The following is a 25,827-nucleotide window of genomic DNA, read 5'->3' on the forward strand; positions in this document are numbered from 1 at the left end:
CCCGCCTATTCCGTACCCCCCTCGGCCAGATCCGTAACCGGCAGCAGCTTGCTCAGCGGACGCACCGCCTGTTCGCCGATCGGCGGGGAATCGATGCTCTTGCCGCCCGTATCGATGTTCAGCGCCTCGAAGCGCCGCGCGCTGGTCAGCACCTGGCTCTCCAGGCTCCCGACAAAGGCGTTATAAGCCGTCATCGCGGTATCCAGGTTCTTGCCCAGCTTCGACACATGGCCGCCCATCACGGCAAGGCGCGCGTAAAGTTCCTTGCCCAACGCCCCGATCTGGCGCGCTTCCTGCGCCAACTTCTCTTGCCGCCAGACCGCCGCGACCGTCCGCGCGATAGCGATCAGGTTGGTCGGCGTCGCCAGCAGCACGCGCTTGTCGAATGCGAAGTCCCATAGCGTCGGGTCATTCTCTAGCGCGGCCGACAGGAAATGTTCGCCGGGCACGAACATGATGACATAGTCCGGCGCGTCCTCGAACTGGTTCCAATAGCTCTTGTTGCCCAGTCCGTTGACGTGCGCGCGCATCGCGGCAGCATGGCGTGCGAGGCCCAGTTGCCGCTCGGGCTCATCGACCGCACCAAACGCGTCCTGATAGTCGTTGAGCGAGACCTTGGCATCGATCACCAATGCCTTGCCGCCCGGTACCCGCACGATCGCGTCGGGGCGCAGGCGACCGCCTTCGCCGTCATCGACGCTGACCTCGGTCTGGAAATCGGCATGTTCGGACAGGCCGCAACTCTCGAGAACGTTCCGAAGCTGCTGCTCGCCCCAGCGTCCGCGCGCCTTGGGCGCGTTGCGCAGCGCATTGACCAGCTTGGCCGCCTCGCCGGAGACGCGCTCCTGCCCGATCCGCATCGCCTCGATCTGGCCCTTCAACTCGCCAAAGGCATCACGACGCTCGTCCTCGACCTTGCGCACGCCTTCCTCGTAACGCTGGAGCCGCTGGTGAACGGGATCGAGCAGCGCCTTAAGCGTCTGGCCGGATGCCTCTTCCGACTGGCGAAAGCGTGCCTCTGCCCGTTCCAAAAACTGGCGCTGGGCGACTTCCAGCGCGCGGGCGGCGGCTTCGCCGAACTGGGCGTTGATCTGTTCGCGCGCCTGCCCCAGCGCCTCCAGCGTCTGGGCATAGGCCGTTTCGCGTTCCTGCGCGCGTGCCCGCAATTCGGCCAGTTCACGATGCGCGGCGTTGCGCTCGGCTTCGACGGCATCGCGTGCCGCCCGGATGACATCAAGATCCGCCGCACGACCGCGCAGTTCGGCCAGCGCCTGAAGCGCCTCGCTCCGGTCGCGCTCGGCCGCGTCACGCGCGGCGCGCAGCGGCTCCACTTCGCCCGCACGGGTCGTGGCGGTCGCCAGCTCGGCGGCCAAGCCATCGGCCTTGCGCCGCGCGGCCATCCAGCCGACCACGCCCCCCAGCAACAGGGCAAGCAGCGCAACGGCGATCAATTCGGGCATTTCAACAACCTGTCAGACGTAGGGACAGGTCGGAACATAGAACGAACGAAGCCGGTCGAACAAGGCCATTCGACCGGCCACGCCGGTAAAGGTCAGCCCTTGCGCATCTTGTTCAGCTTGCGCATCAGCATATCGCGCTTCAACCGGCTGACATGATCGATGAACAGGACGCCGTTGAGATGGTCGATCTCATGCTGCATGCAGGTCGCGAGCAGGCCGTCGAGTTCGGCCTCATGCGCCTCACCCTTTTCGTCCAGCCACTTCACGCGGCAGGAGGCGGGCCGCTTCACCTCGGCATATTGCTCGGGGATCGACAGGCAGCCTTCGTTATAGGTCGACAGTTCGTCGCTGACCGACAGGACTTCGGGGTTGATATAGGCCTTGGGGTTCTTGACCGGCTTGCCTTCCTCATCCTCTTCCTCCTGGAGGTCGATGACGAGAATGCGCTGGTCGACGCCGACCTGAATCGCGGCAAGGCCGATGCCATGCGCGTCGTACATCGTCTCGATCATGTCGGATACGAGCTGGCGGACGCCATCGTCCACCGTCTCGACAGGCTTGGAGACGAGACGCAGGCGGGGGTCGGGAATTTCGACGATCGGAAGAATGGCCATGTCGGTTTCGCTACGGTCAGCGGTCCGAACCGTCAAGCCGGCGGATCAGACCACCGGCCGGCGTGCGCGCAACGCCTGGGCCAGCGTGCCTTCGTCGAGATAGTCCAGCTCGCCGCCGACCGGCAGGCCATGGGCCAGCTGGGTGACGCGCACCGGAAAGCGCTCGATCCGTTCGGCGATATAGTGCGCGGTGGTCTGCCCCTCCAACGTGGCGTTCATCGCCAGCACGACCTCGTCGACGCCGCCGCCCTCGATCCGGCGGACCAGCGCATCGATGGTCAGGTCTTCGGGCCGCACGCCCTCCAGTGCCGACAGCCGCCCGCCCAGTACATGGAAGCGCCCCGGAAAAAGCCGCGAACGCTCCAGCGCCCAGAGATCGGCGACCTCCTCGACGATGCACAGCGCGCCCGCATCCCGCCGGGGATCGGCACAGATCGCGCACGGGTTGGCGGTGTCGATGTTCCCGCAGGTCGAGCAGGTCTCCAGCCGCTCCTCGACCGCCCCCAACGCGGTCAGCAGCGGCACCAGCGCCGCCTCCCGCTTTTTCAGCAGGTGCAGGACCGCGCGACGGGCCGATCGGGGGCCAAGGCCAGGAATACGCGCCAGCGCCTGGGTCAGCGCCTCGATCTCGGGGGATGCCATAGGGAACAGATAGGGGGTTGCGCGCCGTCCCGCCAGCGCAGAGAGGCGTCCTTATGCGGATCATCTTCATGGGTACGCCGGGCTTTGCCGTCCCGGTTCTGCAAGCGCTGGTCGAGGCCGGGCATCAGGTCGTCGCCAGTTACAGCCAGCCGCCGCGTCCCGGCGGGCGGCGCGGGCGACAGCTGGTCCCCTCGCCTGTGCAGCAGATGGCGGAAAGTCTGGACATTCCGGTGATGACGCCGGTTTCGCTGCGCTCGGCGGAGGAACAGGCACGATTTGCGGATTTGGACGCCGATGTCGCGGTGGTCGCCGCCTATGGCCTGATCCTGCCGCAGGCGATCCTCGACGCCCCGCGACTGGGGTGCCTGAACGTCCATGGCTCGTTGCTCCCGCGCTGGCGCGGGGCCGCGCCCATCCAGCGCGCGATCCTGGCGGGCGATGTCGTGACGGGCGTGGGTATCATGCAGATGGAGGCAGGTCTCGACACCGGCCCGGTGCGACTGGAAGGCTCGACGCCGATCGGACGCAAGACGACGGGCGAACTGACTGAGAAACTGGCGGCCATGGGCGCGGAACTGATGGTCAAGGTGCTGGCCGACCCGGACCGATATCCGGCCCGCCCCCAGCCGGTCGAGGGCGTCACCTATGCCGCCAAGATCGACAAGGCGGAAACGCGACTGGATTTCACCAGGAGTGCGATCGAGCTGGAGCGGCTGGTCCGCGCCTTTCATCCGGCTCCCGGCGCGTGGTTCGAATATCAGGGGGAGCGGATCAAGCTGTTGTCGGCCGAGCTGGTGGACGCCCATGGTGCTCCCGGCGAAATACTGGACAATCGGCTCACCATCGCGTGCGGCGAAGGCGCGCTGCGTCCCGTCACCCTCCAGCGGGCCGGGCGTGGCGTATCGAGCGCCGATGATCTGCTGCGCGGCTTTGCCATCCCGGCGGGGACGCGGCTTTGACGCGATTTGCGCTGACGGTCGAATTTGACGGACGGCCCTTCATGGGCTGGCAGCGTCAGTCGCATGGCCCCAGCGTCCAGCAGGCGCTGGAGGACGCGGTCCATGCCGTCACCGGCGAGCGTACCGCCGTTCATGCGGCAGGCCGCACCGATGCGGGTGTCCATGGACTGGCGATGCGCGCACATGTCGACATCGCCAAGGGCATCGCGCCCTTTCGCCTGATGGAGGCGATCAACGCACGGATCAGGCCGAACCCGGTCGCGGTGCTCGATTGCGTGACGGTAGCGGGCGACTGGCATGCCCGATTTTCCTGCATCCGGCGGTCCTATGAATATCGCATCGTCAACCGCCGTGCGCCGCTGACTCATGAAGCCGGACTGGCGTGGCAGGTGCCGCAGCCGCTCGACGAATCCGCCATGGCGGACGCCGCCGCGCGGCTGGTCGGGCGGCATGACTTCACAACCTTCCGCTCGGTTCATTGTCAGGCGGACAGCCCGGTGCGGACGCTCGACCTGTTGTCGGTCGAACGGGTCGATTCGCGCCTGTTCATCCGCGCCGCCGCGCGGTCCTTCCTGCATCATCAGGTGCGGTCGATGGTCGGGTGCCTGGCACTGGTCGGCATGGGCCGCTGGTCACCCGATGATGTGGAAGCGGCGCTGAACGCCCGCGACCGCGCGCAGCTGGGGCTGAACGCGCCGTCCGACGGGCTGTTCTTCGTGGCGGCGGATTATCCGGACAAAGGCTGACGCGAGAAGCGCGCCGCCAGTTCGACATGGGTCGACCAGCGGAACTGGCCCACCGGCTGCACCCAGTCGAGCTGCCATCCCTGGTCGACCATCGCCTTGGCATCTCGCGCGAAGCTGGACGGGTTGCACGAGACATAGGCGACTGCGCTGACCGTGGCGCTGGCCAGCGCATCCGCCTGGTCCCGCGCGCCCGCGCGCGGCGGGTCCAGGACGATGGCGTCGAACCGGTCCAACTCCGCCTTGGTCAGCGGGCGGCGGTACAGGTCGCGATGCTCGGCGAAGACCATCCGGCCCGCCATATTCGCCGCGCCCTTCAGCGACAGGATCGCATCGCGCGCGCCCTCGGCGGCATAGACCTTACCCGGCAAAGCCAGCGCGAAGGTGCCGAGCCCGGCGAACAGGTCGGCGGTGGTGCGGGGATTGCCCACCGCTTCACGCACCGCGGCGACCAGGGCGGCCTCGCCATCGGCGGTCGCCTGGAGGAAAGCGCCGGGCGGCAGGGGTACGCCGACCCCGCCCAGCGTGATCGTCACGGGCTCGGGTTCCCAGCGCGTCTCGGCGCCCAGGCCGTCATCGACCGAGAAGCGCGCAACGCCGTGCCGCTGGCAGAACGCGATGATCGTCTCGGCCGCTTCCAACCCGTCAGGCGAGAAGCCGGTGACGAGAATGTCCGCCCCCTGATCGGCCAACGCCAGATGCACGTCGCCGCGCCGCTTGAATCCCAACCGCTGGAGCAGCGTTCGAAGCGGGCCGACCACCGCAAACAGCGTCGGGTGGAGGATATGGCATTCGGCCATGTCGACGATGGCGTGGCTCTTTTCCTCCGAAAAGCCGATCAGCACGCGCCCACCCTTCGCCTCGGCATGCAGCGTGGCGCGGCGGCGGCTGTGCGACGGCGAGCAATGCGCAGGGCGCAACGGCGCGGTCAGGCCCTGCGCATCGAGCGCGGAGGCGATGCGGTCGGTGACGAACCCGGCATAGCTTTCGTCGTCCAGATGCTGGAGCTGGCACCCGCCGCAGCGCGGAAAGTGGCCGCAGGGCGGCGTCTGGTGATGCGGGCCGGGCATGACGGTGCCGTCGGCCGACAGGGTGTCGCCGGGTGCGGCAAAGGCGGCGTGGCGGCCGTTCGCGGTCACGCCGTCGCCCCGGGCGGCAACGCGGATGATGGTATCGCTCATGCGATCAGCCTCTGACGGCGGAAAGCGCGTCTGCCAAGTCGTCCGCGATGAAAGCCTTGCCACAGGCCCGCGCCGCCTGGGCGTGAAGCCAGACGCCCGCCTCCGCAGCGGCCAGCGGTTCCAGCCCTGCCGCGAGCATCGCACCGACCGCTCCGGCCAGCACATCGCCGGTGCCCGCCGTCGACAACCATGGACTTGCCTCGGGACACAGGATCGCCTGGCCATCGGGCGCGGCGATGACCGTATCGGCGCCCTTGTGGACGACGACTGCTCCGCTCTGCCGGGCGGCGCGACGGGTGGCGGTAAGCTTGTCATCGGTCACTTCGCCGAACAGATGGACGAACTCCCCACCATGCGGGGTGAGGATCCTGGGGCCGTGATGCGTGGCCAGCGTCGCCAGCTCTACCAGCCGGAGTGCGTCGCCATCAATGACCAATGGCCGTCCGCTGGCGAACGCCGCTTCCAGCCGTTCGGACGCGTCGCGGTCCCGCCCCAGGCCCGGACCGATCACGACGGCCCCGATGCGATCCTCGTCCAGCGCGTCGGGCGCATAATCCCGGCGAACGATCGCATGAGGTGCGGCCGAACCGGGGCTCCCACCCGATGCGAGGTGGAGCACATAACCCGCGCCCGCGCGCAAGGCCGCGAGCGCGGCGAGCTCGGATGCCCCCGACATGCTGCCTGCCATGACAGCAACCATGCCGCGGCTATATTTGTGGGAATTCGCGTCCGGCTCGGGCAGGTTCGGCCGCGTCAGGGCGCGGGCCTGCGAATGGGTGGCGATGCCGATATTTAGCAAGCGTACTTGCCCCATGGCGTTGGCAGCGGGCTGCAACAGATGCGACGGCTTCACCGCGCCAAGTGCCAATGTCACGTCGAAGCGCGGCACCTTGCCCAGCGACTTGCCATTGTCGGTCGCGATCCCTGTTGGAAGATCGACCGCGATCCTCAGCCATGCCGCTTCGGCAAACCGGGTCAGCGTATCCTGCACTTCATCGGAAGGAGGGCGCGACAGACCCGTTCCGAAGATGGCATCGACAAGGACAGGTGCGGGCTGCGTGCCATCCAGGGGTTCGACCGCGCCACCCCAGATCGCGGCCGCCCGACCGGCACCGGCGCTGCGCGGCGCTTCGCTGGACGCCACCCGTACCGCCAAGCCCTGTCGCTTGAGCGCCGCTGCCGCGATATAGCCATCGCCACCATTGTTCCCGGGGCCGCATAGCACCAGTATCTCTCGCCCTGCAGCCAGCCGGGCGACCGCCTGCGCGATGGCCGATCCGGCGCGATCCATCAGGGTCGCCTCGGTCACCTCCCCGATCATCGCCGCCTGTTCCGCCGCCCGCATTTCGGCGGCGGTCAGGACCGGAAGCCCGTCGATCGGGATCACGGCGTTCCCACCGTGGCGGGCAGCCGGTAGCGGTCACCACCGACCGCCACCTCGATCTGCCGCTCTCCCGCAAGCGATACCGATGCGGGCTGCGCCCCGTCCGCGACCGCGACGCCGTGCCCATCGCGGGTCACCTGAAGCCGCCGGAACCCGCCATCGGGATGCCGGACGGTCAAGATGACCGCATCGCCCATTCCCGACTGTTCCACCGTGCAGTCATGGGCGAAGGCTTCCGCCCCCGCCAGCGCACAGTGAATCGCCAGACCGGGTTTCTGTTCGGCGACGGGGCCGTTCTGCGCCGCCGCCTGCCGATCCGCCTCACCGCCCGAGCAGCCAGCCAGAGCCAGGGCACCGACCAGCCACTGCGGATCAGATATCCGCATAGACATGGCGCTCGGACTTGGCGCCGGGGTGCGTGACCGCGCCCTGATGCGCGGGGCCGACATTCTGGGCATAGCGCCACAACACACCAGCCTGATAATCGTTCACGCGCGGCGTCCAGCGCGCACGGCGCTCATCCAGTATGGCGGGTTCGACCAGCAGGTCGATAGTGCCCGCCTCGGCATCGATGCGGATGCTGTCGCCATCCTCGACCAGAGCGATCGGGCCGCCATCGGCCGCTTCGGGACCGACATGGCCGATGCAGAAGCCGCGCGTGCCGCCCGAAAAGCGGCCATCGGTGATCAGCGCGACCTTCTCGCCCAGACCCTGGCCGTAGAGCGCGGCAGTGGTCGACAGCATCTCGCGCATGCCCGGACCACCCTTCGGCCCTTCGTAGCGGATGACGACGACAGTGCCCTCGGTGATGGCGCGCGCCTCGACGGCGGCGAAGGCCTCTTCCTCGCAGTCGAAGACCTTTGCGGTGCCCTCGAACTGGAGACGCTTCATGCCCGCGACCTTCACGATCGCCCCCTCAGGCGCCAGCGACCCGCGCAGGCCGACCACGCCCCCGGTCGGGCTGAGCGGCGTCTTCACGTCGTAGATGACCTTCTGGTCGGGGTTCCAGGTGACCTCGTCGATATTCTCGGCCAGCGTCTTGCCGGTCACGGTGATGCAATCACCATGCAGGAACCCACCCGCCAGCAGCGTCTTCATCAGCATATAGACGCCTCCCGCCTCGTACATATCCTTGGCGACATAGCGGCCGCCCGGCTTCAGGTCGGCGATATAGGGCGTGGTCTTGAAGATCTCGGCGACGTCGAACAGGTCGAAGTCGATCCCTGCCTCGTTCGCCATGGCAGGCAAATGAAGCCCCGCATTGGTCGATCCGCCCGTTGCCGCCACGACACGCGCCGCATTCTCGAAGGCTTCACGGGTGCAGATGTCGCGCGGACGGATGTTGCGCGCAATCAGCTCCATCACCTGCTCGCCCGCCGCCTCGGCGATGCCGTGGCGGTCGAGGAAAGGCGCGGGCATCATGTTGCTGTTGGGCAGCGACAGGCCGATCGCCTCGCCGACGCATGCCATGGTGTTGGCGGTGAACTGGCCGCCGCACGCGCCGTGGCCCGGGCAGGCGACCTTTTCGAGCGCGATCAGATCGTGGAGCGGGCAATTCCCCGCCGCATGCTGGCCCACCGCCTCGAACACGTCGACCACGGTCACGTCGCGGTCGTGGTGGCGGCCGGGCAGGATCGAGCCGCCATAGACGAAGATCGACGGCACGTTCAGGCGCAGCATCGACATCATCATGCCGGGCAGCGACTTGTCGCACCCCGCAAAGCCGACCAAAGCGTCATAGCAGTGGCCGCGCACGGACAGCTCGACCGAATCGGCGATGACCTCGCGGCTGACCAGCGAGGACTTCATCCCCTGATGCCCCATCGCGATCCCGTCGGTCACGGTGATGGTGTTGAAACGGCGCGGCATGCCGCCGCCCCGAATGACCCCCGCCTGCGCGGCATCGGCCTGCGCATCCAGCGTGGTGTTGCAAGGGGCCGAGTTGTTGCCCGCACTCGCCAGCGCGACGAAGGGCTTGGCGATATCTTCTTCCTGGATGCCCATCGCATAATAATAGCTGCGATGGGGTGCGCGCTCCGGGCCGACGGAAACGTGGCGGGACGGCAGGCGAGACTTGTCGAATTGGCGTGTCATGGCGCAGGCCTATGTCGCCAGACAGCCCCCAGACGCAAGCAAATTTCGCAACGACCCTTAATTCCGGGCCTTTGCAGGCGTCAGCGGGTCAGAGCGAACCCAATGCTTTCGCCACGCCGTCCATCGTGAACGGCTTTTGCAGACGGGGACGGTCACGAAACCGCTCGTCCACCGCATCGTCGGCACCGCCAGTGGCAAAGACGAACGGCACGCCACGCTCGGCCAACGCTTCGGCGACGGGCGTGCTCTTCTGGCCGCCCCGCAGGTTGACGTCGAGAATGGCGGCGTCGATACCGCCTTCGGCCACCCGTGCGAGCGCGTCGTCGACGCTGTCCACGGTGCCCGCGACCTGTTTGTCGAGGACGTCCAGGAAATCCTCGAGCATCATGGCGATCAGGGGTTCATCCTCGACGATGAGGATCTGCACGGGCTCTGTCATCAGTATCGCCATAACATGCTTTGCGCCCCGCGCCAGCCGCTAGTTGCGATCCGCGCGCTGACCGTTGTTTCCCTGGGCCAGCGCGACCTGCGTCGCCTCGGCCAGTTGCTGGACGGAGAAAGGCTTTGGCAGGAAGCCGACATTGGGCAGCGTAATCGACTTGCGCAGCTGTTCTTCGGCGTAACCCGACATGAACAGCACGGCGAGGTCGGGATAGCGTTTGCGGACCAGCCCGACCATGGTCGGCCCGTCCATCGTCGGCATGACCACGTCGGAAATCAGCAGATCGGGCTTGCCATGCTTGTCGAGCATTTCGAGGGCCGCCTCGCCATTCTCGGCCGAGATGACGGTATAGCCCTGGCGCGACAGCGCGCGTTCGGCGACGGCGCGGACCATGTCCTCGTCTTCCACCAGCAGGATCGTGCCCGAGCCCCAGGGGGTCGTGACCTTGGCCGGCAGCTTGGCGGGGCTTGCCTGGCTGGGCGAGACGGCCGGGGCGGCATGGACGGGCAGATAGATGGAGAATTTCGCACCGCCGCCCGGCGGCGAGTCGGCGAAGATATAGCCGCCCGACTGCTTGATGATGCCGTATACGGTCGACAGGCCTAGGCCCGTGCCCTTGCCCAGTTCCTTCGTCGTGAAGAATGGCTCGAAGATCTTGCCCAGGATATCGGGCGGAATACCGGTGCCGTTGTCGCTGATGATGAGCGCGGTATAATCGGCGGCGGGCAGGATTTCATTGTTCAGCGCCCGCGCATCGGCCATCGACACGGCGCGCGTCTGGATGGTCAATATGCCGCCGCCCGCCGGTTCGTTCTCCAGGATCGCGTCGCGCGCATTGACCGCCAGATTGACGACCACCTGCTCCAACTGCCCCGGATCGGCGCGGACCGGACCAAGATTGCGGCCATGGCTGACGTCCAGCCGCACGCGCTCGCCAAGCAGCCGCTTGAGCAGATTCGACACCTCCGACACGACATCGGGCAATTGCAGGATCTGGGGCCGCAACGTCTGCTGGCGCGAGAAGGCGAGCAGCTGGCGGGTCAGGCTGGCGGCGCGGTTGGAGTTGGTGCGAATCTGCTGGATATCGTCATAATCGCTGTCGCCAGGCGAATGGCGCATCAGCATCAGGTCGCAATGGCCGATGATCGCGGTCAGGATGTTGTTGAAGTCGTGCGCGACGCCGCCCGCCAGCTGACCGACCGCCTGCATCTTGGTCGCCTGCGCGACCTCGCGCTTCAGGCGGCTTTCCTCCGAATTGTCCTTCAGGCTCAGCAGCACCGCCGCTTCGCCCAGCCCCCGCGCGCCCGCGATGGTCAACGCCACCGGCTCTTCGGGGTGATCCTTCAGCCGCACCGCCATGTCGGCCGAATGGGTGGCGCCGCTGGCGAAGCGCCGGATCGCGTCGGCGACCGCCGCCTTGTCCTCGCGCACCACCAGATCCCCCGGATAGAGCGGCGGCGTGGTGCCGTTGACCCCGGCGGCGCGCATGAAGGCCGAATTCATCTGGATGAAACGGCCGTCGCGATCGACCAGCGCGATTCCGAAGGGCATCAGCGAGACAAGGCCCCGCACATGGCTGCCCGCGCTCGTGCCTGCCGGTGCGACCAGCTGCTCGTCTTCGTCGAGCAGCGCGACCAGCATCGGGGCGGAGTCCCCCTCGACAAAGGGGATTTGCAGGATGCGCAGCGGCTTGCCTTCGCCCTTCGCCAGTTCGGCGGCAAAGCGGACCTGCCCGCCCGGATCATGCGCCAGGAAGGTCGCGAAGTCGCGGCCGACGATCGAGATCATCTCGCCGCCCGTCGCCCGCGCGCACAGCACCCGGTTGGCGGCCCGCACCCGGCCATCGGGTGCGATCAGCGCCGCCATGATCCCCGCCGTGCCCAGCCGGTCGCCATGGATGCCGCCGATCAGCCGCTCGACCGTCTCGGCCAGGTCCTGTTCCTCGGCAATGGCGAAGCGCCAGACCAGCAGGTCGGCCTCGTCACCCGCCCGTGTGACCAGCACCGACAATTCGGTTCCCATCACCGCGATCCGGTCCGCCCGGCCCAGGCCGTCGCGCCACGCGGTCCGCCCCGCCTCCGCCAGCGCCTCCACCGACGCTGCGTCGAGCGGCACGCCAGGCGGGGTCGGCATCATCGGGAAGAGCGAGGCATAGGCGTCATTGGCGCAGACGAGTCGCCCGGCCCGGTCGGTGACGGCGATCGCGTCCAGGCTGGCATCCGCCACGACCCGCGCAAAGTCCCAATCCACGCTGCGTCGGCTATGCTCCACCCTGGGGGTCAGGATGCGCCAAACCAGGATGACGCCAAAGGCCAGCAGCGCCGCCGCCAGAAACCCCGCCGCCACGACCCAGCTGCGGATCGCCATGAACAACAGGATGGCCGCGCCCGCTCCGCTCGCGACCGATACGGCGGCCGCGACGCGGGTGGGGTGAAATCTTTCGAGGGACGCGATCGCCATCCTCAACCCATCATCCGGCAACCCGGCATGGGTCAAGCCCGATCCCTCGGACGGACGGCCCATGCCGGGAGGTGGATGATGATTACCAGATCCGGACGCGCTGTTCGGGCGTCAGATACAGTTTCTCGTTCGGCTTGGGGCTATAGGCCGCATACCAGGGATCGAGATTGCGCACGACCCAGGCGCGCTGCTGAGACGGCGAGTGCGGGTCGGTCAGCAAGCGGTTGCGCAGGTTCGCCTCGCGGTAGTTGCGACGCCACACCTGCGCCCAGCCCAGATAGAAGCGCTGGTCGCCGGTAAAGCCGTCGATCACCGGCGCCGCCCTGCCCTTCAACGACGCGTGATAGGCGTCATAGGCAACCGACAGCCCCGCCAGATCGGCGACATTCTCACCCAGGGTCAGCGCACCCTTCACATGAAGGCCGGGCAGCGGCTCATAGGCGTCATACTGCTTCACCAGCGCCGCCGTGCGTTCCTTGAACGCCGCGACGTCCTTGGCGGTCCACCAGTCGGTCAACTGTCCCTTGGCGTCGAACTTCGATCCCTGATCGTCGAAGTGATGGCTGAGTTCATGGCCGATCACCGCGCCGATGCCGCCATAATTGACCGCAGGATCGGCCTTTGGATCGAAGAAGGGCGGTTGCAGGATCGCGGCGGGGAAGACGATCTCGACCATGCCGAAATTGGCATAGGCGTTCACCGTCATCGGGGTCATGCCCCATTCCCAACGCTGGATGGGCTTGCCGAGATGACCGATATTGTCCTCGTGCCGCCACTGGGCCGCGCGCAGTGCGTTGCCGAAAGCGTCGCCGCTGACGATCTTCAGACCCGAATAATCCTTCCAACGATCCGGGTAGCCGATCTTCGGGGTGAAGGCGGCCAGCTTGGCATGGGCCTTCGCCTTGGTTTCCGGGGCCATCCAGTCGAGCTGGTCGATCCGCTTGCCCATCGCGGCCAGGACGTTCTTCACGAGCGCATCGGCGGCCAGCTTGGTCGCGGGCGGGAAATAGCGCGCGACATAGACCTTGCTCACCTCATCAGCGAGCGCGCTGCTGGTGAAGTCGACCGCGCGCTTCCAGCGCTCCTGCTGCTGCGGCGTACCCGACAGGACGGTGCCGTAAAAGGCGAACTGCTCCTGGTCGAATTTGGCAGGCAGGACATCGGCGAACTCATCGAGCGAGCGGACCAGCAACTGGTCCTTGAGCACCGCGATCGGCGTCGACTGGATCAGCGCGGCGATCCCCGTCACCGCCGCCGGCTGCGCGACGACCAGCGTGTCGACCGGCGTGCCCACGCCCTTCAGATAGGTCGCGAAGTCGAAGCCCGGCGCGGTCCTTGCCAGATCGGCGACGGTCATCTTGTTGTAGGTCTTGGTCCGGTCGCGGCTGTCGATCCGGGTCCAGTGGACCTTGGCGATCTGCGTCTCGAAGGCGACGATCGCGGCGGCGCGCGCCTCGGCATCGGACTCGCCGGCCATGGTCAGCATCTTGGCCAGATGCGCCTGATAGGCCGCCCGCGCAGCCGACAGCTTGGGGTCGTCGCTCAGATAATAGTCGCGGTCCGGCATCCCCAGCCCCGACTGGCGCAGGCCAACGGTGTAGAGATTGGGCTGGCGCGCATCCTGCCCGACGCCCGAGCCGAAGGGAATGCCGACACCGTTGCGGTCCGCCTCGGCCAGCAAGGCGGCATAGCCCGACTTGTCGGCCAGCCCCTTGATCCGGTTCAGCCAGGGCTGGATCGGCGCCAGACCCTTGGCCTCGATCGTGGCGGTGTCGAGATAGGTGGCATAGGCGGTGCCGATCTGGTTCCGCTGCCCCTTGGCCTGTTCCAGGATGGTATGGGTCCGCTCCCGCGACAGGTCCGCGAGCTTGTCGAACGCGCCGTAGCTCGACTTGTCGGCGGGGATGGCGGTGGTCTTGGCCCATTCGCCATTGGCGAAGGCATAGAAGTCGTCACCGGGGCGGACCGACTTGTCCATGCCCTTCTCGTCGAAGCCGAACCGCCCATAGGTTGGGCCGTTGGCGGCGGCGGGGCGGTCCTGCGCATTCAGCGCCACGGCCCCCGTGATCGCGGTCGCGCCGAGCAGCGCGGCCATGGCCAAGCTCTTCATCATTCTCTCCAAAACAGAAAAAGGCCCTCCGGTTCGTGCCGGAGGGCCTGTCATTCAGTCGATTACCAGATGCGGACGCGCTGCTGCGGGGTCAGCGCCATCTTGTCGGTCGGCTTGACGCCGAACGCCGCATACCAGGGGTCGAGGTTGCGCACGGTCAGCACGCGCTCATGACCCGGCGAGTGCGGATCGGACAACAGCGCCTGGCGCAGCGCGGGTTCGCGCCACTTGGTCCGCCACACCTGCGCCCAGCCATAATAGAAACGCTGGTCGCCGGTCGTGCCGTCGATGATCGGCGCGGGCTTGCCGCCCAGCGACTTGTGATAGGCGTCGAGTGCCACCGTCAGACCCGCCAGATCGGCGATATTCTCGCCCAGCGTCAGGCCGCCCTGAATGTGCTGGCCGGGCAGCGGTTCGTAACCGTCATACTGCTTTACCAGTGCATCGGTGAAGGTCTTGAACCGCGCCACGTCCTGCGGCGTCCACCAGTCGGTCAGCTTGCCGGTGGCGTCGTACTTGCGGCCCTGATCGTCGAAGTGATGGCTGATCTCATGTCCGATCACCGCGCCGATGCCGCCATAATTGATCGCCGGATCGGCCTTCGGATCGAAGAAGGGCGGCTGGAGGATCGCGGCCGGGAACACGATCTCGTTCATCGGCGGATTGGCATAGGCGTTGATCGTCATCGGCGTCATGAACCATTCGCCGCGATCGATCGGCTGGCCCAGCTTGTTGAGGTCCCGCTGGAACTCGAAGGCATTGGCCCGCGCGACATTCCCGACCAGATCGCCGCGCTGGATCTGCAGCGCCGAATAATCCTTCCACTTGTCGGGATAGCCGATCTTGGGCGTGAAGGCGGCCAGTTTGGCCAGCGCCTTCTGCTTGGTCTCGGGTGCCATCCATTCCAGATTGCGCAGTCGATCGCCCATGGCGGAGATCAGGTTCTTGACCAGCGCATCGGCGGCGGCCTTCGATTCCGGCGGGAAGTATTTGGCGACATATTGCTTGCCGACTTCCTCACCCAGGCCGTCGGAGACCAGGCCGACGCCGCGCTTCCACCGCGCCTGCTGCTGCGGCGTGCCCGACAGGGTCGTGCCGTAAAAGGCGAAGTTGGTCTTGTCGAAATCGCTCGACAGATACCCCGCATAGCTGCGCAGGACCTTCAGCATCGCATAGTCCTGAAGGACATTGAGCGGCGTCTCGCTATAGACCTTGGCCTCGCCGGTGATCGCGCTGGGCTGTGCGACCAGATAGGCCGGACGGCCCGCGACGCCCAGCGTCTGCATATATTGCGCCCAGGGGAAGCCCGGCGCCTTGGCGGCGAAATCGGCGGCCATCCACTTGTTATAGGTCTTGTCCGCGTCGCGGCTCTCGATCCGGGTCCAGTGGACACCCGCCAGACCCTTTTCGAAGTTGAACACGGCCGCCGCCCGCGCCTCGGCATTGGGCTCGCCCGCCAAGGTCAGCATCTTGGCGAGATACGCCTGGTACGCGGTGCGGATCGTCGCCAGCTTGGCGTCGTCCTTCAGATAATAATCACGGTCGGGCAGGCCCAGGCCGCTCTGGCCGAAGTTCGGGATATAGGTGTCGGGGGCCTTGTCGTCCTGGCCGATATAGACGCCGAAGGGTGCGCCGACGCCCTGACGCTGGAGCTTGGCCATCTCGATCGCCAGCGCGTCGCGGCTCTGGGTCGCCTTGATGGCGCTCAGCCACGGCTTGACCGGGGTCACGCCCTTCGCGTTGACGGCGGCCTCGTCCATGAAGCTGGCGTAGAAGTCACCGGCCTTGTTGCCCGGCTGCTTGGTCGCCTCGTCGAGGATGGTACGGGTCTGCTCCAGCGAGCGGTCCTGCAGGACGTGGAACATGCCATAGGACGAGCGATCGGCGGGGATCGTCGTGTTCTTGTACCAGGTGCCGTTCGAATAATCGAAAAAGTCGTCGCCCGGCTTCACCGAAGTATCGCGACCCGCCATGTCGAACCCGAAATCGCCGATCTCGGGGCCGTTCTTGGCGTTGGGCTTCACCGGGCCGACGGCAGCCTTGTCGACGGGGTTCGCAGTCTGGGCCATGACGGGGGAAATGGCGGTCGTAAGAAGAGCGGCGATCAGAAGAGAGCGCATCTGAATTCCCGAAAAGGAGATGGATGCGACTGTTGTAACGAGCCGATACGCCCAGTCAAACCGTTAGAAAGTCACGCCAAACGGCAATAGCGCTATCAAAAGGCCGCATTTTTCCGCCGGTTGCGCCATTTGCGCGCGATCCACACACGCCAGCCCAATGCCGAGGCGGCATAGCCGATCACCGCGCACCCGCCGGTCAGCACGCACATCCCGAGGCCAAAAGCCGGACCCTGTTCCCACAGCCAGTGAAAGGCGCTCAACGCCCATTGCAACCAGCCCGTCGCGGCTTCGGCCACCGGCTGGGTGTTGAGCGGCGCCTCGCTGCGCAACAGGAACGTGCCGATGCGATAGGCGATGACCCAGATGATCGGCGTGGTCAGCGGATTGGTGATGAAGGTGGTCAGCGCCGCGACCGGCACATTGGCACGGAATGGCAATGCGAAGACCGCCGCTATCGCGATCTGCGCGACCGGAAACAGGAAACCCGCCACCACGCCCAGCGCGACGCCCCGAGGCACCGACCGCCGGGTAAAGCGCCACAGCTCGGGCGCCAGGACACGGTGCGCGACCGGCCGGAGCAGCCGGTTGTTCTCCATCGAATCGCGGGTCGGCATGTTGCGCCGGACCCATCCCAGGGTACGGCCCCACATGGTCGGCACGGCCGAGGCCATCAGCCGCGATCGCGCAGGATACGGCCCTGCTCGCGCTTCCAATCGCGTTCCTTGATCGAATCGCGCTTGTCGTGCGCCTTCTTGCCCTTCGCCAATGCCAGCTCCACCTTCGCGCGACCGCGCGAGTTGAAATAGATCATCAGTGGCACCAGGGTCATGCCCTCGCGCGCCACCGCACCATGGAGCTTGTTTATCTCGCGCTCATGAAGGAGCAATTTACGCGGGCGCTTCGCCTCGTGATTGAAGCGATTGCCATGGCTGAATTCGGGGACGTTGGAATTGACCAGCCACACCTCCTCGCCGCGCACCTCGGCATAGGATTCCGCGATCGATCCCTCACCGAAGCGGAGAGACTTCACCTCGGTCCCGGTCAGGGCGATACCGGCCTCATAGGTCGTCTCGATGGCATAATCGAAGCGGGCGCGCCGGTTCTCGGCGACGATCTTCTTCTTGTCGAAGGTTTGGGGTTTCGGGCGCATGGACGGGTCGATGTAGGCGCTTGAACGCGTCCTGAAAAGCCGCTGATGACGGCTCCTTCCCGTTTCCGGGACGGAACACTCACGGCTTGCGGCGGCCACCCATCGGGATGGTCAACCGGATCATGGCGCGCTTGCTGGGCATGCCGCCGACATCCACCTGCTCGGCTTCCGCCGAAACCGCGCCGACGCCTGCTATTTCCGTGCGCGCCCTGGGCAGGGTCGTGGGTCTGGAATAATCGGGGATCGTGCCGATCCGGTCCGCGTCGGACGACCGGCCGCACACCACCACGTCACCGGCGCCATCGTCGGGTGGACAATGGCGGGCGGTCGATGCTTTCCGGGGCGCTGGCAGGACAGGCCCGGCCACCGCGCCCGTCTGAAAGGCGATCATCACCAAGGCCCACATCGACCGTTCTCCCTGTGCCGCCCATCGTCGACGCGATGTTCGTCCGGGATTGCGGCCGAAGGAAGGCCGGGTTCAGATCAATCCGGCATGGGCCAGCGCGGCATCCACCTGCGCGCGCGATGCCTCGGACGGCCAGGTCATCGGCAGTCGGACGCCTTGCGGGAAATGCGGCATGATGCGGCTGAGTGCGTACTTGACCGGACCTGGCGAGGCGTCGGTGAACATCGCCTCGTGCAGCGGGAACAGCCGGTCGTGCAACTCCAGCGCACGCGCCATGTCCCCGGCCGCACAGGCCGCCTGAAACTCCGCGCACAGGCGCGGCGCGACATTGGCCGTCACCGAGATGCACCCCACCCCGCCCATCGCGTTGAAGGCCAGCGCCAGATCGTCATTGCCCGACAGCTGGCAGAAATCCGGCCCCAGCGCGGCGCGATGATGCGACACGCGGGGCAGCGCGCCGCTGGCATCCTTCACGCCCACGAACACATGCGGAGCGGCCTTGACGACGCGGATCAGCGTCGATGGCTGGATATCGGTGACGGTCCGGCCGGGCACATTATAGAGGACGATGGGCAGCGGCGCATTCTTCGCCAGCTCGGCGAAGTGGAGCGCGATGCCCTCCTGGCTCGGCCGGTTGTAATAGGGTGGCACCATCAGCGCGGCGTCGGCCCCGGCCTGCTGCGCGGCCTTCAGGTTTTCGATCGCGACGATCGTGTCGTTCGAGCCTGCGCCCGCGATCACCGGCACCCGGCCGCGCGCCTGGTCGACGCAGACGCGCACGACATGGAAATGCTCGTCCTTCGGCATGGTCGCCGCTTCGCCCGTGGTGCCGCAGGCGACCAGCGCGGTGGAGCCTTCCGAAATCTGCCATTCGACGAAATCCCGGAATTTCGCCTCGTCGAACGCTCCGCCGACATGACCGCCCTGATCGTCGAACGGCGTCACAAGCGCCGGAATGGACCCTGAAAACATGAGAGGAAATGCGCTCCTGCTGCGCCGAGTGGGACAATTTGTTCAGGACATGTACGGGTAGAGTCCCTATTCTGTCCACCATGATGGCATTGACGAAGGCGGGCGCGCTCCTCGCAACATTGGCGGGATCGATGGTGACACCGGGCGGGCAGGACCAGCTCGACCGGTATCGCACGCAAATGGCGAATATGAGCCCCAACCAGGAGACGCAGGGCATGCCCGCCCCTGCCGACGGTGCGATCGCGGCGGCGCTGGCCCAGTGGCGCGCGCTGCAACAGACCGATTCGCTGCCCTTTGACAGCTATGCCGGGTTCCTGATGGCGCATCCCGGCTGGCCGGGCGAAGCGGGCAATCGCCGTGCCGCCGAGAAGCAGGCCGCGAACTTCACCGCCGCGCCGTCCAGCATCGTCGCTTATTTCCGCCGCTTCCCGCCCCAGTCGGCGGCGGGCGGTGTCGCCTATGCGCGCGCCCTGCTCGCGACCGGCTTCCCCGCCGAAGCGGCGCAGGCGGCGCGAACGGCCTGGCGGCGCGGGGCGTTGTCGCCGAATGACGAGGCGCTGGTCATGTCGACCTTCGCCTCCGCGCTGACGCCCGAGGACCAGGATGCGCGGATGGATGCGCTGCTCTGGTCGGGGCAGACGAGCGCCGCGGCGCGACAGCTGAACTATACGAGCGCGGCGCGGCGTCCGATCTTCGCGGCGCGGCTGGCCTTCCGCTCGAAATCGGCGGATGCCGCCAGCCTGTCGGTCTCCACCGCCGAGCTATATGCCAGCGATGCGGGCTATGTCGCCGACCGCGCCAGCTGGCTGCGCGACACCGGTGACAGCCTGACCGCGCGGTCCTGGCTTGCCCGGACCCGGCAGCTGGCCACCCGGCCGGGCAATGTCGAGAAATTCTACGAGGCGCTGCTGGTCAATGCGCGGGCGGCGGCGAATGACGGTCAACTCCAGACCGCCTATGACATCGCGCGGCAGGTCGACGACGCCTATCCGGCTGGCACCGACGTCTCGACCAAGCCTTATGGCGAGCGCGACGATTATACGAGCCTGGTCTGGCTCGCCGGGCAGAGCGCGATGAAGCTGGCGCGCCCCGCCGATGCGATGACGCTGTTCGACCGCTATGGCCGGGGCAGCCAGTCGCCGCAGACCCGCGCCAAGGGCTTCTACTGGGCGGGCCGCGCGGCCGAGGCGGCTGGTCGTTCGACCGAGGCGGCGGGTTTCTACAACCGGGCCGCGCAGTATCGCGATCAATTCTATGGTCAGCTGGCGCTGGAGCGGACCGGCCGCCCGCTGGTCGCGCCGCCCGCGATCGCCGCGACCAATGTCGCGCCAGCCGTCCGCGCCGCCTTCGATGCGCGCGAGACGGTGCGCGCCGCCAAATTCCTGGGCATGATCGGCCAGTGGCAGGACCAGAGCGCCTTCATCCGCCAGATCGCGGCGGATGCGGAGGACGAAAATGATCACCTGCTTGCCGCGGACCTGTCACGCAGCATCAACCGCCCCGACCTGGCCGTCATGGTCGGGCGCAGCGCGATGCAGAACGGGCTGACCGATTATTCGGCCGCTGGCTTTCCGACGATCCCGGTCCCGACCGGCTATGAGCAGAGCTGGACGATCATCCACGCCATCGCGCGGCAGGAAAGCCAGTTCGACCGCGCCGCCGTCAGCCATGCGGGCGCGCGTGGCCTGATGCAGCTGATGCCCGCCACCGCCGCCGAGCAGTCGGGCAAGATCGGCCTGTCCTACTCGCCCGCCGCGCTGACCACCGATCCGAACCTGTCGATCCAGCTGGGCGCCAGTTATTTCGAGAGAATCCGCAATAATTATGGCAGCTATCCACTAGCGATTGCAGCTTATAATGCGGGCGGCGGCAACGTGAACAAGTGGCTTCGCGCCAATGGCGACCCGCGCACCGGCTCGGTCGACATCGTCGACTGGATCGAGGCGATTCCCTATTCCGAGACACGCAACTATGTGCAGCGGGTCCTGGAGAATGCGGTCGTCTATGACCTGATGAACCCGGCGCGCGCGACCAGCCGGGGACCGACGCCGCTCAGCTGGTATCTGGGCAAGTCGTCGCGGCCGGGTTGATCACGGCGGCATAGGGGATAGAGGGGGGCGATGGATCGTCCCAACTATATCACCCCGGCGGGCTATGCCGCGCTGCGTCAGGAATATGAGGCGCTGTTCGCGGTCGAGCGACCCAAGCTGGTCGACACCATCGCCTGGGCGGCGGGCAATGGCGACCGCTCCGAGAATGGCGACTATATCTATGGTCGCAAGCGCCTGCGCGAAATCGACCGGCGGCTGGGATGGCTGTCCAAGCGGATGAAGGCCGCCAAGGTCATCGACCCTGCCCGGCAGGAAGACCGCGGCAAGGTCTGGTTCGGCGCGACCGTCACGATCGCCGACGAGGACGACAACGAGCGCGTGCTCACGCTGGTCGGTGATGACGAAGCGGATGCGGGCAAAGGCCGGGTCGGCTGGAACGCGCCCCTCGCCCGGGCGCTGCGCGGGGCCTCGGTCGGCGATCTGCGGCGCGTGACGCTGCCGGCGGGGGAGCGCGAATATGAAGTGATCGCCATCGCCTATCCTGATCCGTAACCGCATTCGCAACGGTTCGTTTCGTATCCGGTCCTTGCTGTGGGACTGGCGGACAGCAAGATATTGCTCATGGGACAGCGATCCTCGCGGCCCTTCCTGAATGAGTATCGGTCATGCCTATCCCCGCCCGTTTCTCCGCCCCGCTTCTGTCGCTGTTCCGGGCCGTCTTCGGCCTGATGTTCCTGGCGCACGGCGTCTCGAAATTCTTCGGGCTCCCGCCCTTCCCCATGCCGCTCAATCCGTTGCTGACGGCGGCGGGCGTGCTGGAACTGGGCGGCGGCGCATTGCTGCTGATCGGGTTGTTCACGCGGCCCGTGGCCTTCCTGCTGGCGGGCCAGATGGCGGTCGCCTATTTCATGGCCCATGCGCCGCAGGGTTTCCTGCCGTTGGCCAATGGCGGTGAGGCGGCGATTCTCTACTGCTTCGCCTTTCTGTACCTCGCGGCGGCCGGTGGCGGTTCGATCGGCGTCGATGCAATGCGCCGTGGCGACTGATCCGCGGCTCTGATAGTCAGGGCGGCATGAACGCCCTGACCCACAATATCGCGCTGCTCATCGATGCCGACAATGCGCAGTCGGCCGCCATCGACCCTGTGCTGACCGTGCTTGCCGAGCTGGGCACGGTCAATGTCCGCCGCGCCTATGGCAACTGGTCCAAGCCCGGCCTGAAGGGCTGGCGCGACGTCATGGTCAAGCACGGCATCGAGCCGCAGCAGCAGTTCGACCTGACCAAGGGCAAGAACGCCACCGACATGAAGATGACCATCGATGCCATGGACCTGCTGTTCCGGGGGCGAATCGACGGGTTCGGCATCATGTCGTCGGACAGCGACTTCATGCCATTGGCCACGCGCATCCGGCAGGACGGCTTTCCCGTCTATGGCTTCGGCAACAGCCGTACGCCCGAGGCATTCAAGCAGGCATGCAGCCGCTTCATCGATGTCGGCGCGCTGATCGGCGAAGCGGCCCGCCCCGCTGTTGCGAAGCCCGTTACGGCCGACGTCCCGCTGGCCGATTCGCTACCGCCCTCGATCGAACAGGCCAAGCGGACGGCGGGTACACCGCGCCCGATCGACGAGGAACTGCTCAAGCTGCTGGTCGACGCCTATAATTCGGTGAAGCGCGACGAGCGCGGCTTTGCCAGCCTGTCGGCCATCGGCCAACTGGCGGGCAACCGCTCGAGCTTCGACACACGCAATTTCGGCTTCAAGCGATTGTCCGACCTGATCGAGGCGGTCCCCAATTTCCAGACCGAACGGCGCGAAGGCGGCCGAACCTATGTGAAGCGGGTGCGGTAATCCTCCCCCGAGCGGGGAGAATTCTCAATCCCTTGGATCGGGCATGGTCAGCGTCGCGCAGGTCCCCGGCGCGGCATCGTCGAACCGCACTTCGCCCCGCAACTGCCGGGCCAGGCTGGTGATCATCCGCATGCCCAGGCTGAGGCGGGAGGCTGCCTTCATGTCGAAATCGGTGGGCAGGCCCCTGCCCTTGTCGCGCACCGACAGGACGATCTGTCCGTCCCGCGCGTGCAGGCCGACATCGATCACGCCGCCTTCCTCGCCATAGGCATATTTGATCGCGTTGGTCAGCAGCTCGGTCAGCATCAGCCCGATGGGGATCGCGGTATCGGCGTTCATCTCGATCGCCTCGATATCGCAATGCACCTCATGATCCTTGGCCTGCTGGGCCAGCTGATCCGCGATGCCACAGGCCAGGTCGTCGAGCGACACCATGCCGACCCGCTCGCTGCGCCACAGCCGGTCATGGGTCTGCGCGATGGCGGCGATCCGCGCCTGCGCATCGTTCAACATCCTCAGGACACGGGGGTCGTCATCCTCCTGCTTCTGGAGGTTCAGCATGGCCGACACCAGCGCCAGGCTGTTCTTGACCCGATGGCTGGCCTCACGGGTCAGCAGTTGCTGATGCTCCACCGCCTCGGCCAGACGGCGCTCGGCCTCCTGCCGTTCAATCGCGACACCGATCAGATTGGCGAAACCCTGCATGAAGGCAAGGTCGGCCTCCTCGAAACGGCCCTCGTCCGGGCTGTCGACCTCCAGCACCCCGTAACGCTGACCGGATGCCTCGACCAGCACGTTGATCGCGCGGCGAATCCTGTGGTCGGCCATGAATTGCGGCGTCCGAAACCGTTCTTCCTGGTCGAGATGGTTGGAAATGACCCCCTGCCCCGTCTGGAGCGCAAAGCCTGCTGGCGAACCCATATCGGTGCGCATCTCGGTCGAGCCGACCACACCCGCCCCCCAGCCCACGCCGGTGCGAACCAGAAGCGTTTCCCGGTCTGCCTTGTACTCCAGGAACTTGCAGAAGGAAGATCGCATCCCCTCTGCACAAAGCTCGGTTGCCCGCTGCAGCATCGGGTCCAGGTCGCGGGCGCGCAATGCCTCGATCCCGAAGGCGGCGAGGACCGATTGCTGGCGGAGCCGATAATGCAACTGCCCTGCGCTGGCGATCTCACGATCTTCGCCCTGCGCCTGCTCCACTACCGCCATTCCCCACCGCGCCCTTTGTTACCCTGTCGTTATAACGGTCCAGATGGGGATTGGCCGCATCGGTTTAAACCCATGGGCCAGCGCCCGATACGGCAACGCCATCCCCGATCGCTCGGGAAGGGCGTCATCCGAAACCGACGTTGCCGGGATCAGCGGGTCAGTTTCTTATAGGCCAGACGCGTCGGACGATCGGCGGCATCGCCCATGCGGCGACGCTTGTCCTCTTCGTACGATTCGTAATTGCCCTCGAACCATTCGACATGGCTGTCGCCCTCGAACGCCAGGATGTGGGTGCAGAGGCGGTCGAGGAAGAAGCGGTCGTGGCTGATGACCACGGCGCAGCCCGCGAACGTCTCCAGCGCCTCTTCCAGCGCGCGTAGCGTTTCCACGTCGAGGTCGTTGGTCGGTTCGTCGAGCAGCAGGACGTTGCCGCCCTCCTTCAACATCTTGGCCATATGGACGCGGTTGCGCTCGCCGCCCGACAGCTGGCCGACCTTCTTCTGCTGGTCGGGGCCGCGGAAGTTGAACGCGCCGACATAGGCGCGCGTGCCCAGCTCCTGCTTGCCGAAGCGGAAGACCTCCAGCTCGTCGGAGATTTCCTGCCAGACATTCTTGTTGGGATCGAGGTCGTCGCGGCTCTGGTCGACATAGCCGAGCTTCACGGTCGAGCCGATCTCGATCGTGCCCGCATCGGGCTGTTCCTGGCCGGTGATGAGCTTGAACAGCGTCGACTTGCCCGCGCCGTTCGGACCGATCACGCCGACGATACCGCCTGGCGGCAGCATGAAGTCGAGATTTTCGAACAGCAGCTTGTCGCCATAGGACTTGGTCAGCCCCTTGGCCTCGATCACCTTGCCGCCCAGGCGCTCGGGGATCTGGATCAGGATCTGCGCCTTGCCCGCGACGCGGTTCTCCTGCTTCTCCATCAGTTCCTCGAACGCGCGGATACGCGCCTTCGACTTGGTCTGGCGGGCCTTGGGCGTCTGCCGCATCCAGGCCAGCTCGTCGGCGATCGCCTTCTGCTTGCCCGCCTCGTCGCGCTCCTCCTGCTCCAGGCGCTTGGCCTTCTTTTCCAGATAGCCGGAATAGTTGGATTCGTAGGTGTAGTAGCGGCCGCGATCCAGCTCGAGCACCCAGTTGACGACGTTATCCAGGAAGTAGCGGTCGTGGGTGACGAGGATGACGTTACCGGCATATTCCTTCAGATAGTTTTCCAGCCACGACACGCTCTCAGCGTCCAGGTGGTTGGTCGGCTCGTCGAGCAGCAGCACGTCGGGCTTTTCGAGCAGCAGCTTGCAGAGCGCCACGCGGCGCTTCTCACCACCCGACAGGCGGGTGACGTCGGCGTCGCCCGGCGGGCAGCGCAGCGCTTCCATCGCCTGTTCGAGCTGGCTGTCGAGCGACCAGCCGTCGACCGCATCGATCTTGGCCTGAAGCTCGCCCATCTCTTCCATCAGGGCGTCGAAATCGGTGTCGTCCTTGGGATCGCCCATCTCGGCCGAAATGGCGTTGAAGCGATCGACCAGATCGGCGACCGGGCGCACGCCGTCCTTGACATTGCCCATCACGTCCTTGGTGGGATCGAGCTGCGGCTCCTGCGCCAGATAGCCGACGCGGACACCCTCGGCGGCCCAGGCCTCGCCGGTGAAGTCGGTGTCCATGCCCGCCATCACCTTCATCAGCGTGGACTTGCCCGCGCCGTTCGGGCCGATGATGGCGATCTTCGCGCTCGGCAGGAACTGAAGGTGGATGTTGTTGAGGACAGGCTTGTTGGCGCCGGGGAAGGTCTTGGTCAGACCCTTCATCACATAGGTATATTGGACGGCCATGGCGGCGCGGGGCTCCGTGCTTTTGCGACTGTGGGATATTTGCCCGCCCATGTAGTGGTTGCGCGGGCGGTTGGCAAACGGGACCGGCTGCGCAACACTCCATTCCATGAAGCGCATTCTTCTCGCGGCCCTGACCGCCTCCGCCCTGTCCT

General features: G+C 66.4%; 23 protein-coding genes. 6 read left to right on the forward strand and 17 right to left on the reverse strand.

Annotation, left to right across the window (positions count from 1 at the left end):
- Positions 1-5: 5 nt before the first annotated feature.
- From rmuC to recR, 3 genes are all read right to left on the reverse strand, one after another.
- Positions 6-1,460, reverse strand: a complete 1,455-nt coding sequence (gene rmuC / locus BSZ14_RS16000; protein WP_076711687.1) for a DNA recombination protein RmuC — start codon at positions 1,458-1,460, stop codon at positions 6-8.
- Between the two features lie 92 nt (positions 1,461-1,552).
- A complete protein-coding gene (gene def, locus BSZ14_RS16005) occupies positions 1,553-2,074 on the reverse strand; it encodes a peptide deformylase (protein ID WP_042482404.1) in 522 nt (173 codons plus the stop codon).
- A 45-nt stretch (positions 2,075-2,119) separates the two neighbouring features.
- Positions 2,120-2,716, reverse strand: a complete 597-nt coding sequence (recR, locus tag BSZ14_RS16010) for a recombination mediator RecR (protein WP_076711688.1) — start codon at positions 2,714-2,716, stop codon at positions 2,120-2,122.
- A 53-nt stretch (positions 2,717-2,769) separates the two neighbouring features.
- On the opposite strand from recR, the gene fmt reads away from it, so the two are divergent.
- A complete protein-coding gene (gene fmt, locus BSZ14_RS16015; protein WP_042482408.1) occupies positions 2,770-3,675 on the forward strand; it encodes a methionyl-tRNA formyltransferase in 906 nt (301 codons plus the stop codon).
- Positions 3,672-4,421 carry a tRNA pseudouridine(38-40) synthase TruA gene (gene truA / locus BSZ14_RS16020; RefSeq protein ID WP_076711689.1) on the forward strand — a complete coding sequence of 250 codons (750 nt, stop codon included), beginning with the start codon at positions 3,672-3,674 and terminating at the stop codon, positions 4,419-4,421. Before fmt ends, truA begins: the two co-directional genes overlap by 4 nt.
- Here truA and BSZ14_RS16025 read toward each other — a convergent pair.
- The 12 genes from BSZ14_RS16025 to dapA all read right to left on the reverse strand — a co-directional run bounded on the left by BSZ14_RS16025 (position 4,403) and on the right by dapA (position 18,737).
- Complete coding sequence (locus tag BSZ14_RS16025; RefSeq protein WP_076711690.1) at positions 4,403-5,599, reverse strand: class I SAM-dependent RNA methyltransferase; 1,197 nt, start codon at positions 5,597-5,599, stop codon at positions 4,403-4,405. The two genes, truA and BSZ14_RS16025, sit on opposite strands and share 19 nt — an antisense overlap.
- 4 nt (positions 5,600-5,603) lie before the next feature.
- Positions 5,604-6,986, reverse strand: coding sequence for a bifunctional ADP-dependent NAD(P)H-hydrate dehydratase/NAD(P)H-hydrate epimerase (locus BSZ14_RS16030; RefSeq protein WP_076711691.1), 1,383 nt, complete (start codon positions 6,984-6,986; stop codon positions 5,604-5,606).
- Positions 6,983-7,369 carry a hypothetical protein gene (locus BSZ14_RS16035; RefSeq protein WP_076711692.1) on the reverse strand — a complete coding sequence of 129 codons (387 nt, stop codon included), beginning with the start codon at positions 7,367-7,369 and terminating at the stop codon, positions 6,983-6,985. The genes BSZ14_RS16030 and BSZ14_RS16035 overlap by 4 nt, the downstream gene beginning before the upstream one ends.
- Positions 7,356-9,077, reverse strand: a complete 1,722-nt coding sequence (gene ilvD / locus BSZ14_RS16040) for a dihydroxy-acid dehydratase (protein ID WP_042482422.1) — start codon at positions 9,075-9,077, stop codon at positions 7,356-7,358. Before ilvD ends, BSZ14_RS16035 begins: the two co-directional genes overlap by 14 nt.
- Positions 9,078-9,165: 88 nt before the next feature.
- Positions 9,166-9,516 carry a response regulator gene (locus tag BSZ14_RS16045; protein ID WP_056435315.1) on the reverse strand — a complete coding sequence of 117 codons (351 nt, stop codon included), beginning with the start codon at positions 9,514-9,516 and terminating at the stop codon, positions 9,166-9,168.
- A 39-nt stretch (positions 9,517-9,555) separates the two neighbouring features.
- A complete protein-coding gene (locus BSZ14_RS16050; RefSeq protein ID WP_076711693.1) occupies positions 9,556-11,979 on the reverse strand; it encodes a hybrid sensor histidine kinase/response regulator in 2,424 nt (807 codons plus the stop codon).
- An 82-nt stretch (positions 11,980-12,061) separates the two neighbouring features.
- Positions 12,062-14,089 carry a M13 family metallopeptidase gene (locus tag BSZ14_RS16055; RefSeq protein ID WP_076711701.1) on the reverse strand — a complete coding sequence of 676 codons (2,028 nt, stop codon included), beginning with the start codon at positions 14,087-14,089 and terminating at the stop codon, positions 12,062-12,064.
- A gap of 62 nt (positions 14,090-14,151) precedes the next feature.
- Complete coding sequence (locus BSZ14_RS16060; RefSeq protein ID WP_076711694.1) at positions 14,152-16,209, reverse strand: M13 family metallopeptidase; 2,058 nt, start codon at positions 16,207-16,209, stop codon at positions 14,152-14,154.
- A 95-nt stretch (positions 16,210-16,304) separates the two neighbouring features.
- Positions 16,305-16,880 (reverse strand): DUF2062 domain-containing protein, encoded by a 576-nt coding sequence (locus BSZ14_RS16065; protein ID WP_241823794.1) that lies wholly within the window; start codon positions 16,878-16,880, stop codon positions 16,305-16,307.
- The gene (smpB, locus tag BSZ14_RS16070; RefSeq protein ID WP_007403364.1) at positions 16,880-17,359 is read right to left on the reverse strand and encodes an SsrA-binding protein SmpB; all 480 of its coding nucleotides are present in this window, start codon (positions 17,357-17,359) and stop codon (positions 16,880-16,882) included. The genes BSZ14_RS16065 and smpB overlap by 1 nt, the downstream gene beginning before the upstream one ends.
- Positions 17,360-17,438: 79 nt before the next feature.
- On the reverse strand, positions 17,439-17,765 hold the full coding sequence (locus BSZ14_RS16075; protein ID WP_076711695.1) for a hypothetical protein: 327 nt from the start codon (positions 17,763-17,765) through the stop codon (positions 17,439-17,441).
- 72 nt (positions 17,766-17,837) lie between these two features.
- On the reverse strand, positions 17,838-18,737 hold the full coding sequence (dapA, locus tag BSZ14_RS16080) for a 4-hydroxy-tetrahydrodipicolinate synthase (RefSeq protein WP_076711696.1): 900 nt from the start codon (positions 18,735-18,737) through the stop codon (positions 17,838-17,840).
- An 80-nt stretch (positions 18,738-18,817) separates the two neighbouring features.
- Between dapA and BSZ14_RS16085 the strand changes: the two genes are divergently transcribed.
- The 4 genes from BSZ14_RS16085 (at position 18,818) to BSZ14_RS16100 (ending at position 22,637) form a co-directional block, all read left to right on the forward strand.
- Positions 18,818-20,827, forward strand: coding sequence for a lytic transglycosylase domain-containing protein (locus BSZ14_RS16085; RefSeq protein WP_076711697.1), 2,010 nt, complete (start codon positions 18,818-18,820; stop codon positions 20,825-20,827).
- A 30-nt stretch (positions 20,828-20,857) separates the two neighbouring features.
- Positions 20,858-21,340 carry a transcription elongation factor GreB gene (gene greB / locus BSZ14_RS16090; RefSeq protein ID WP_076711698.1) on the forward strand — a complete coding sequence of 161 codons (483 nt, stop codon included), beginning with the start codon at positions 20,858-20,860 and terminating at the stop codon, positions 21,338-21,340.
- Between the two features lie 113 nt (positions 21,341-21,453).
- On the forward strand, positions 21,454-21,834 hold the full coding sequence (locus tag BSZ14_RS16095; protein WP_076711699.1) for a DoxX family protein: 381 nt from the start codon (positions 21,454-21,456) through the stop codon (positions 21,832-21,834).
- Between the two features lie 26 nt (positions 21,835-21,860).
- Entirely contained in the window at positions 21,861-22,637 is a 777-nt protein-coding gene (locus tag BSZ14_RS16100) for an NYN domain-containing protein (RefSeq protein WP_076711700.1), read from the forward strand.
- A gap of 24 nt (positions 22,638-22,661) precedes the next feature.
- On the opposite strand, the gene BSZ14_RS16105 is transcribed toward BSZ14_RS16100, so the two are convergent.
- On the reverse strand, positions 22,662-23,846 hold the full coding sequence (locus BSZ14_RS16105; protein ID WP_241823795.1) for a sensor histidine kinase: 1,185 nt from the start codon (positions 23,844-23,846) through the stop codon (positions 22,662-22,664).
- A gap of 149 nt (positions 23,847-23,995) precedes the next feature.
- Entirely contained in the window at positions 23,996-25,675 is a 1,680-nt protein-coding gene (gene ettA, locus BSZ14_RS16110; protein WP_042482449.1) for an energy-dependent translational throttle protein EttA, read from the reverse strand.
- Positions 25,676-25,827 lie beyond the last annotated feature (152 nt).

The sequence above is a fragment of the Sphingomonas sp. Sph1(2015) genome, assembly GCF_001970915.1.
Classification (GTDB): Bacteria; Pseudomonadota; Alphaproteobacteria; order Sphingomonadales; family Sphingomonadaceae; genus Sphingomonas; species Sphingomonas parapaucimobilis.

Bases quoted from the DNA above. Each gene is read 5' to 3' on its own strand.
- ettA (WP_042482449.1), bottom strand. From the start codon at position 25,675: ATGGCCGTCCAATATACCTATGTGATGAAGGGTCTGACCAAGACCTTC.
- ilvD (WP_042482422.1), bottom strand. From the start codon at position 9,077: ATGACACGCCAATTCGACAAGTCTCGCCTGCCGTCCCGCCACGTTTCC.
- BSZ14_RS16060 (WP_076711694.1), bottom strand. From the start codon at position 16,209: ATGCGCTCTCTTCTGATCGCCGCTCTTCTTACGACCGCCATTTCCCCC.
- dapA (WP_076711696.1), bottom strand. From the start codon at position 18,737: ATGTTTTCAGGGTCCATTCCGGCGCTTGTGACGCCGTTCGACGATCAG.
- BSZ14_RS16105 (WP_241823795.1), bottom strand. From the start codon at position 23,846: ATGGCGGTAGTGGAGCAGGCGCAGGGCGAAGATCGTGAGATCGCCAGC.
- BSZ14_RS16055 (WP_076711701.1), bottom strand. From the start codon at position 14,089: ATGAAGAGCTTGGCCATGGCCGCGCTGCTCGGCGCGACCGCGATCACG.
- BSZ14_RS16050 (WP_076711693.1), bottom strand. From the start codon at position 11,979: ATGGCGATCGCGTCCCTCGAAAGATTTCACCCCACCCGCGTCGCGGCC.
- BSZ14_RS16045 (WP_056435315.1), bottom strand. From the start codon at position 9,516: ATGACAGAGCCCGTGCAGATCCTCATCGTCGAGGATGAACCCCTGATC.
- def (WP_042482404.1), bottom strand. From the start codon at position 2,074: ATGGCCATTCTTCCGATCGTCGAAATTCCCGACCCCCGCCTGCGTCTC.
- BSZ14_RS16025 (WP_076711690.1), bottom strand. From the start codon at position 5,599: ATGAGCGATACCATCATCCGCGTTGCCGCCCGGGGCGACGGCGTGACC.
- rmuC (WP_076711687.1), bottom strand. From the start codon at position 1,460: ATGCCCGAATTGATCGCCGTTGCGCTGCTTGCCCTGTTGCTGGGGGGC.
- BSZ14_RS16085 (WP_076711697.1), top strand. From the start codon at position 18,818: ATGATGGCATTGACGAAGGCGGGCGCGCTCCTCGCAACATTGGCGGGA.
- BSZ14_RS16075 (WP_076711695.1), bottom strand. From the start codon at position 17,765: ATGTGGGCCTTGGTGATGATCGCCTTTCAGACGGGCGCGGTGGCCGGG.
- BSZ14_RS16095 (WP_076711699.1), top strand. From the start codon at position 21,454: ATGCCTATCCCCGCCCGTTTCTCCGCCCCGCTTCTGTCGCTGTTCCGG.
- smpB (WP_007403364.1), bottom strand. From the start codon at position 17,359: ATGCGCCCGAAACCCCAAACCTTCGACAAGAAGAAGATCGTCGCCGAG.
- BSZ14_RS16035 (WP_076711692.1), bottom strand. From the start codon at position 7,369: ATGCGGATATCTGATCCGCAGTGGCTGGTCGGTGCCCTGGCTCTGGCT.
- fmt (WP_042482408.1), top strand. From the start codon at position 2,770: ATGCGGATCATCTTCATGGGTACGCCGGGCTTTGCCGTCCCGGTTCTG.
- recR (WP_076711688.1), bottom strand. From the start codon at position 2,716: ATGGCATCCCCCGAGATCGAGGCGCTGACCCAGGCGCTGGCGCGTATT.
- greB (WP_076711698.1), top strand. From the start codon at position 20,858: ATGGATCGTCCCAACTATATCACCCCGGCGGGCTATGCCGCGCTGCGT.
- BSZ14_RS16100 (WP_076711700.1), top strand. From the start codon at position 21,861: ATGAACGCCCTGACCCACAATATCGCGCTGCTCATCGATGCCGACAAT.
- BSZ14_RS16065 (WP_241823794.1), bottom strand. From the start codon at position 16,880: ATGGCCTCGGCCGTGCCGACCATGTGGGGCCGTACCCTGGGATGGGTC.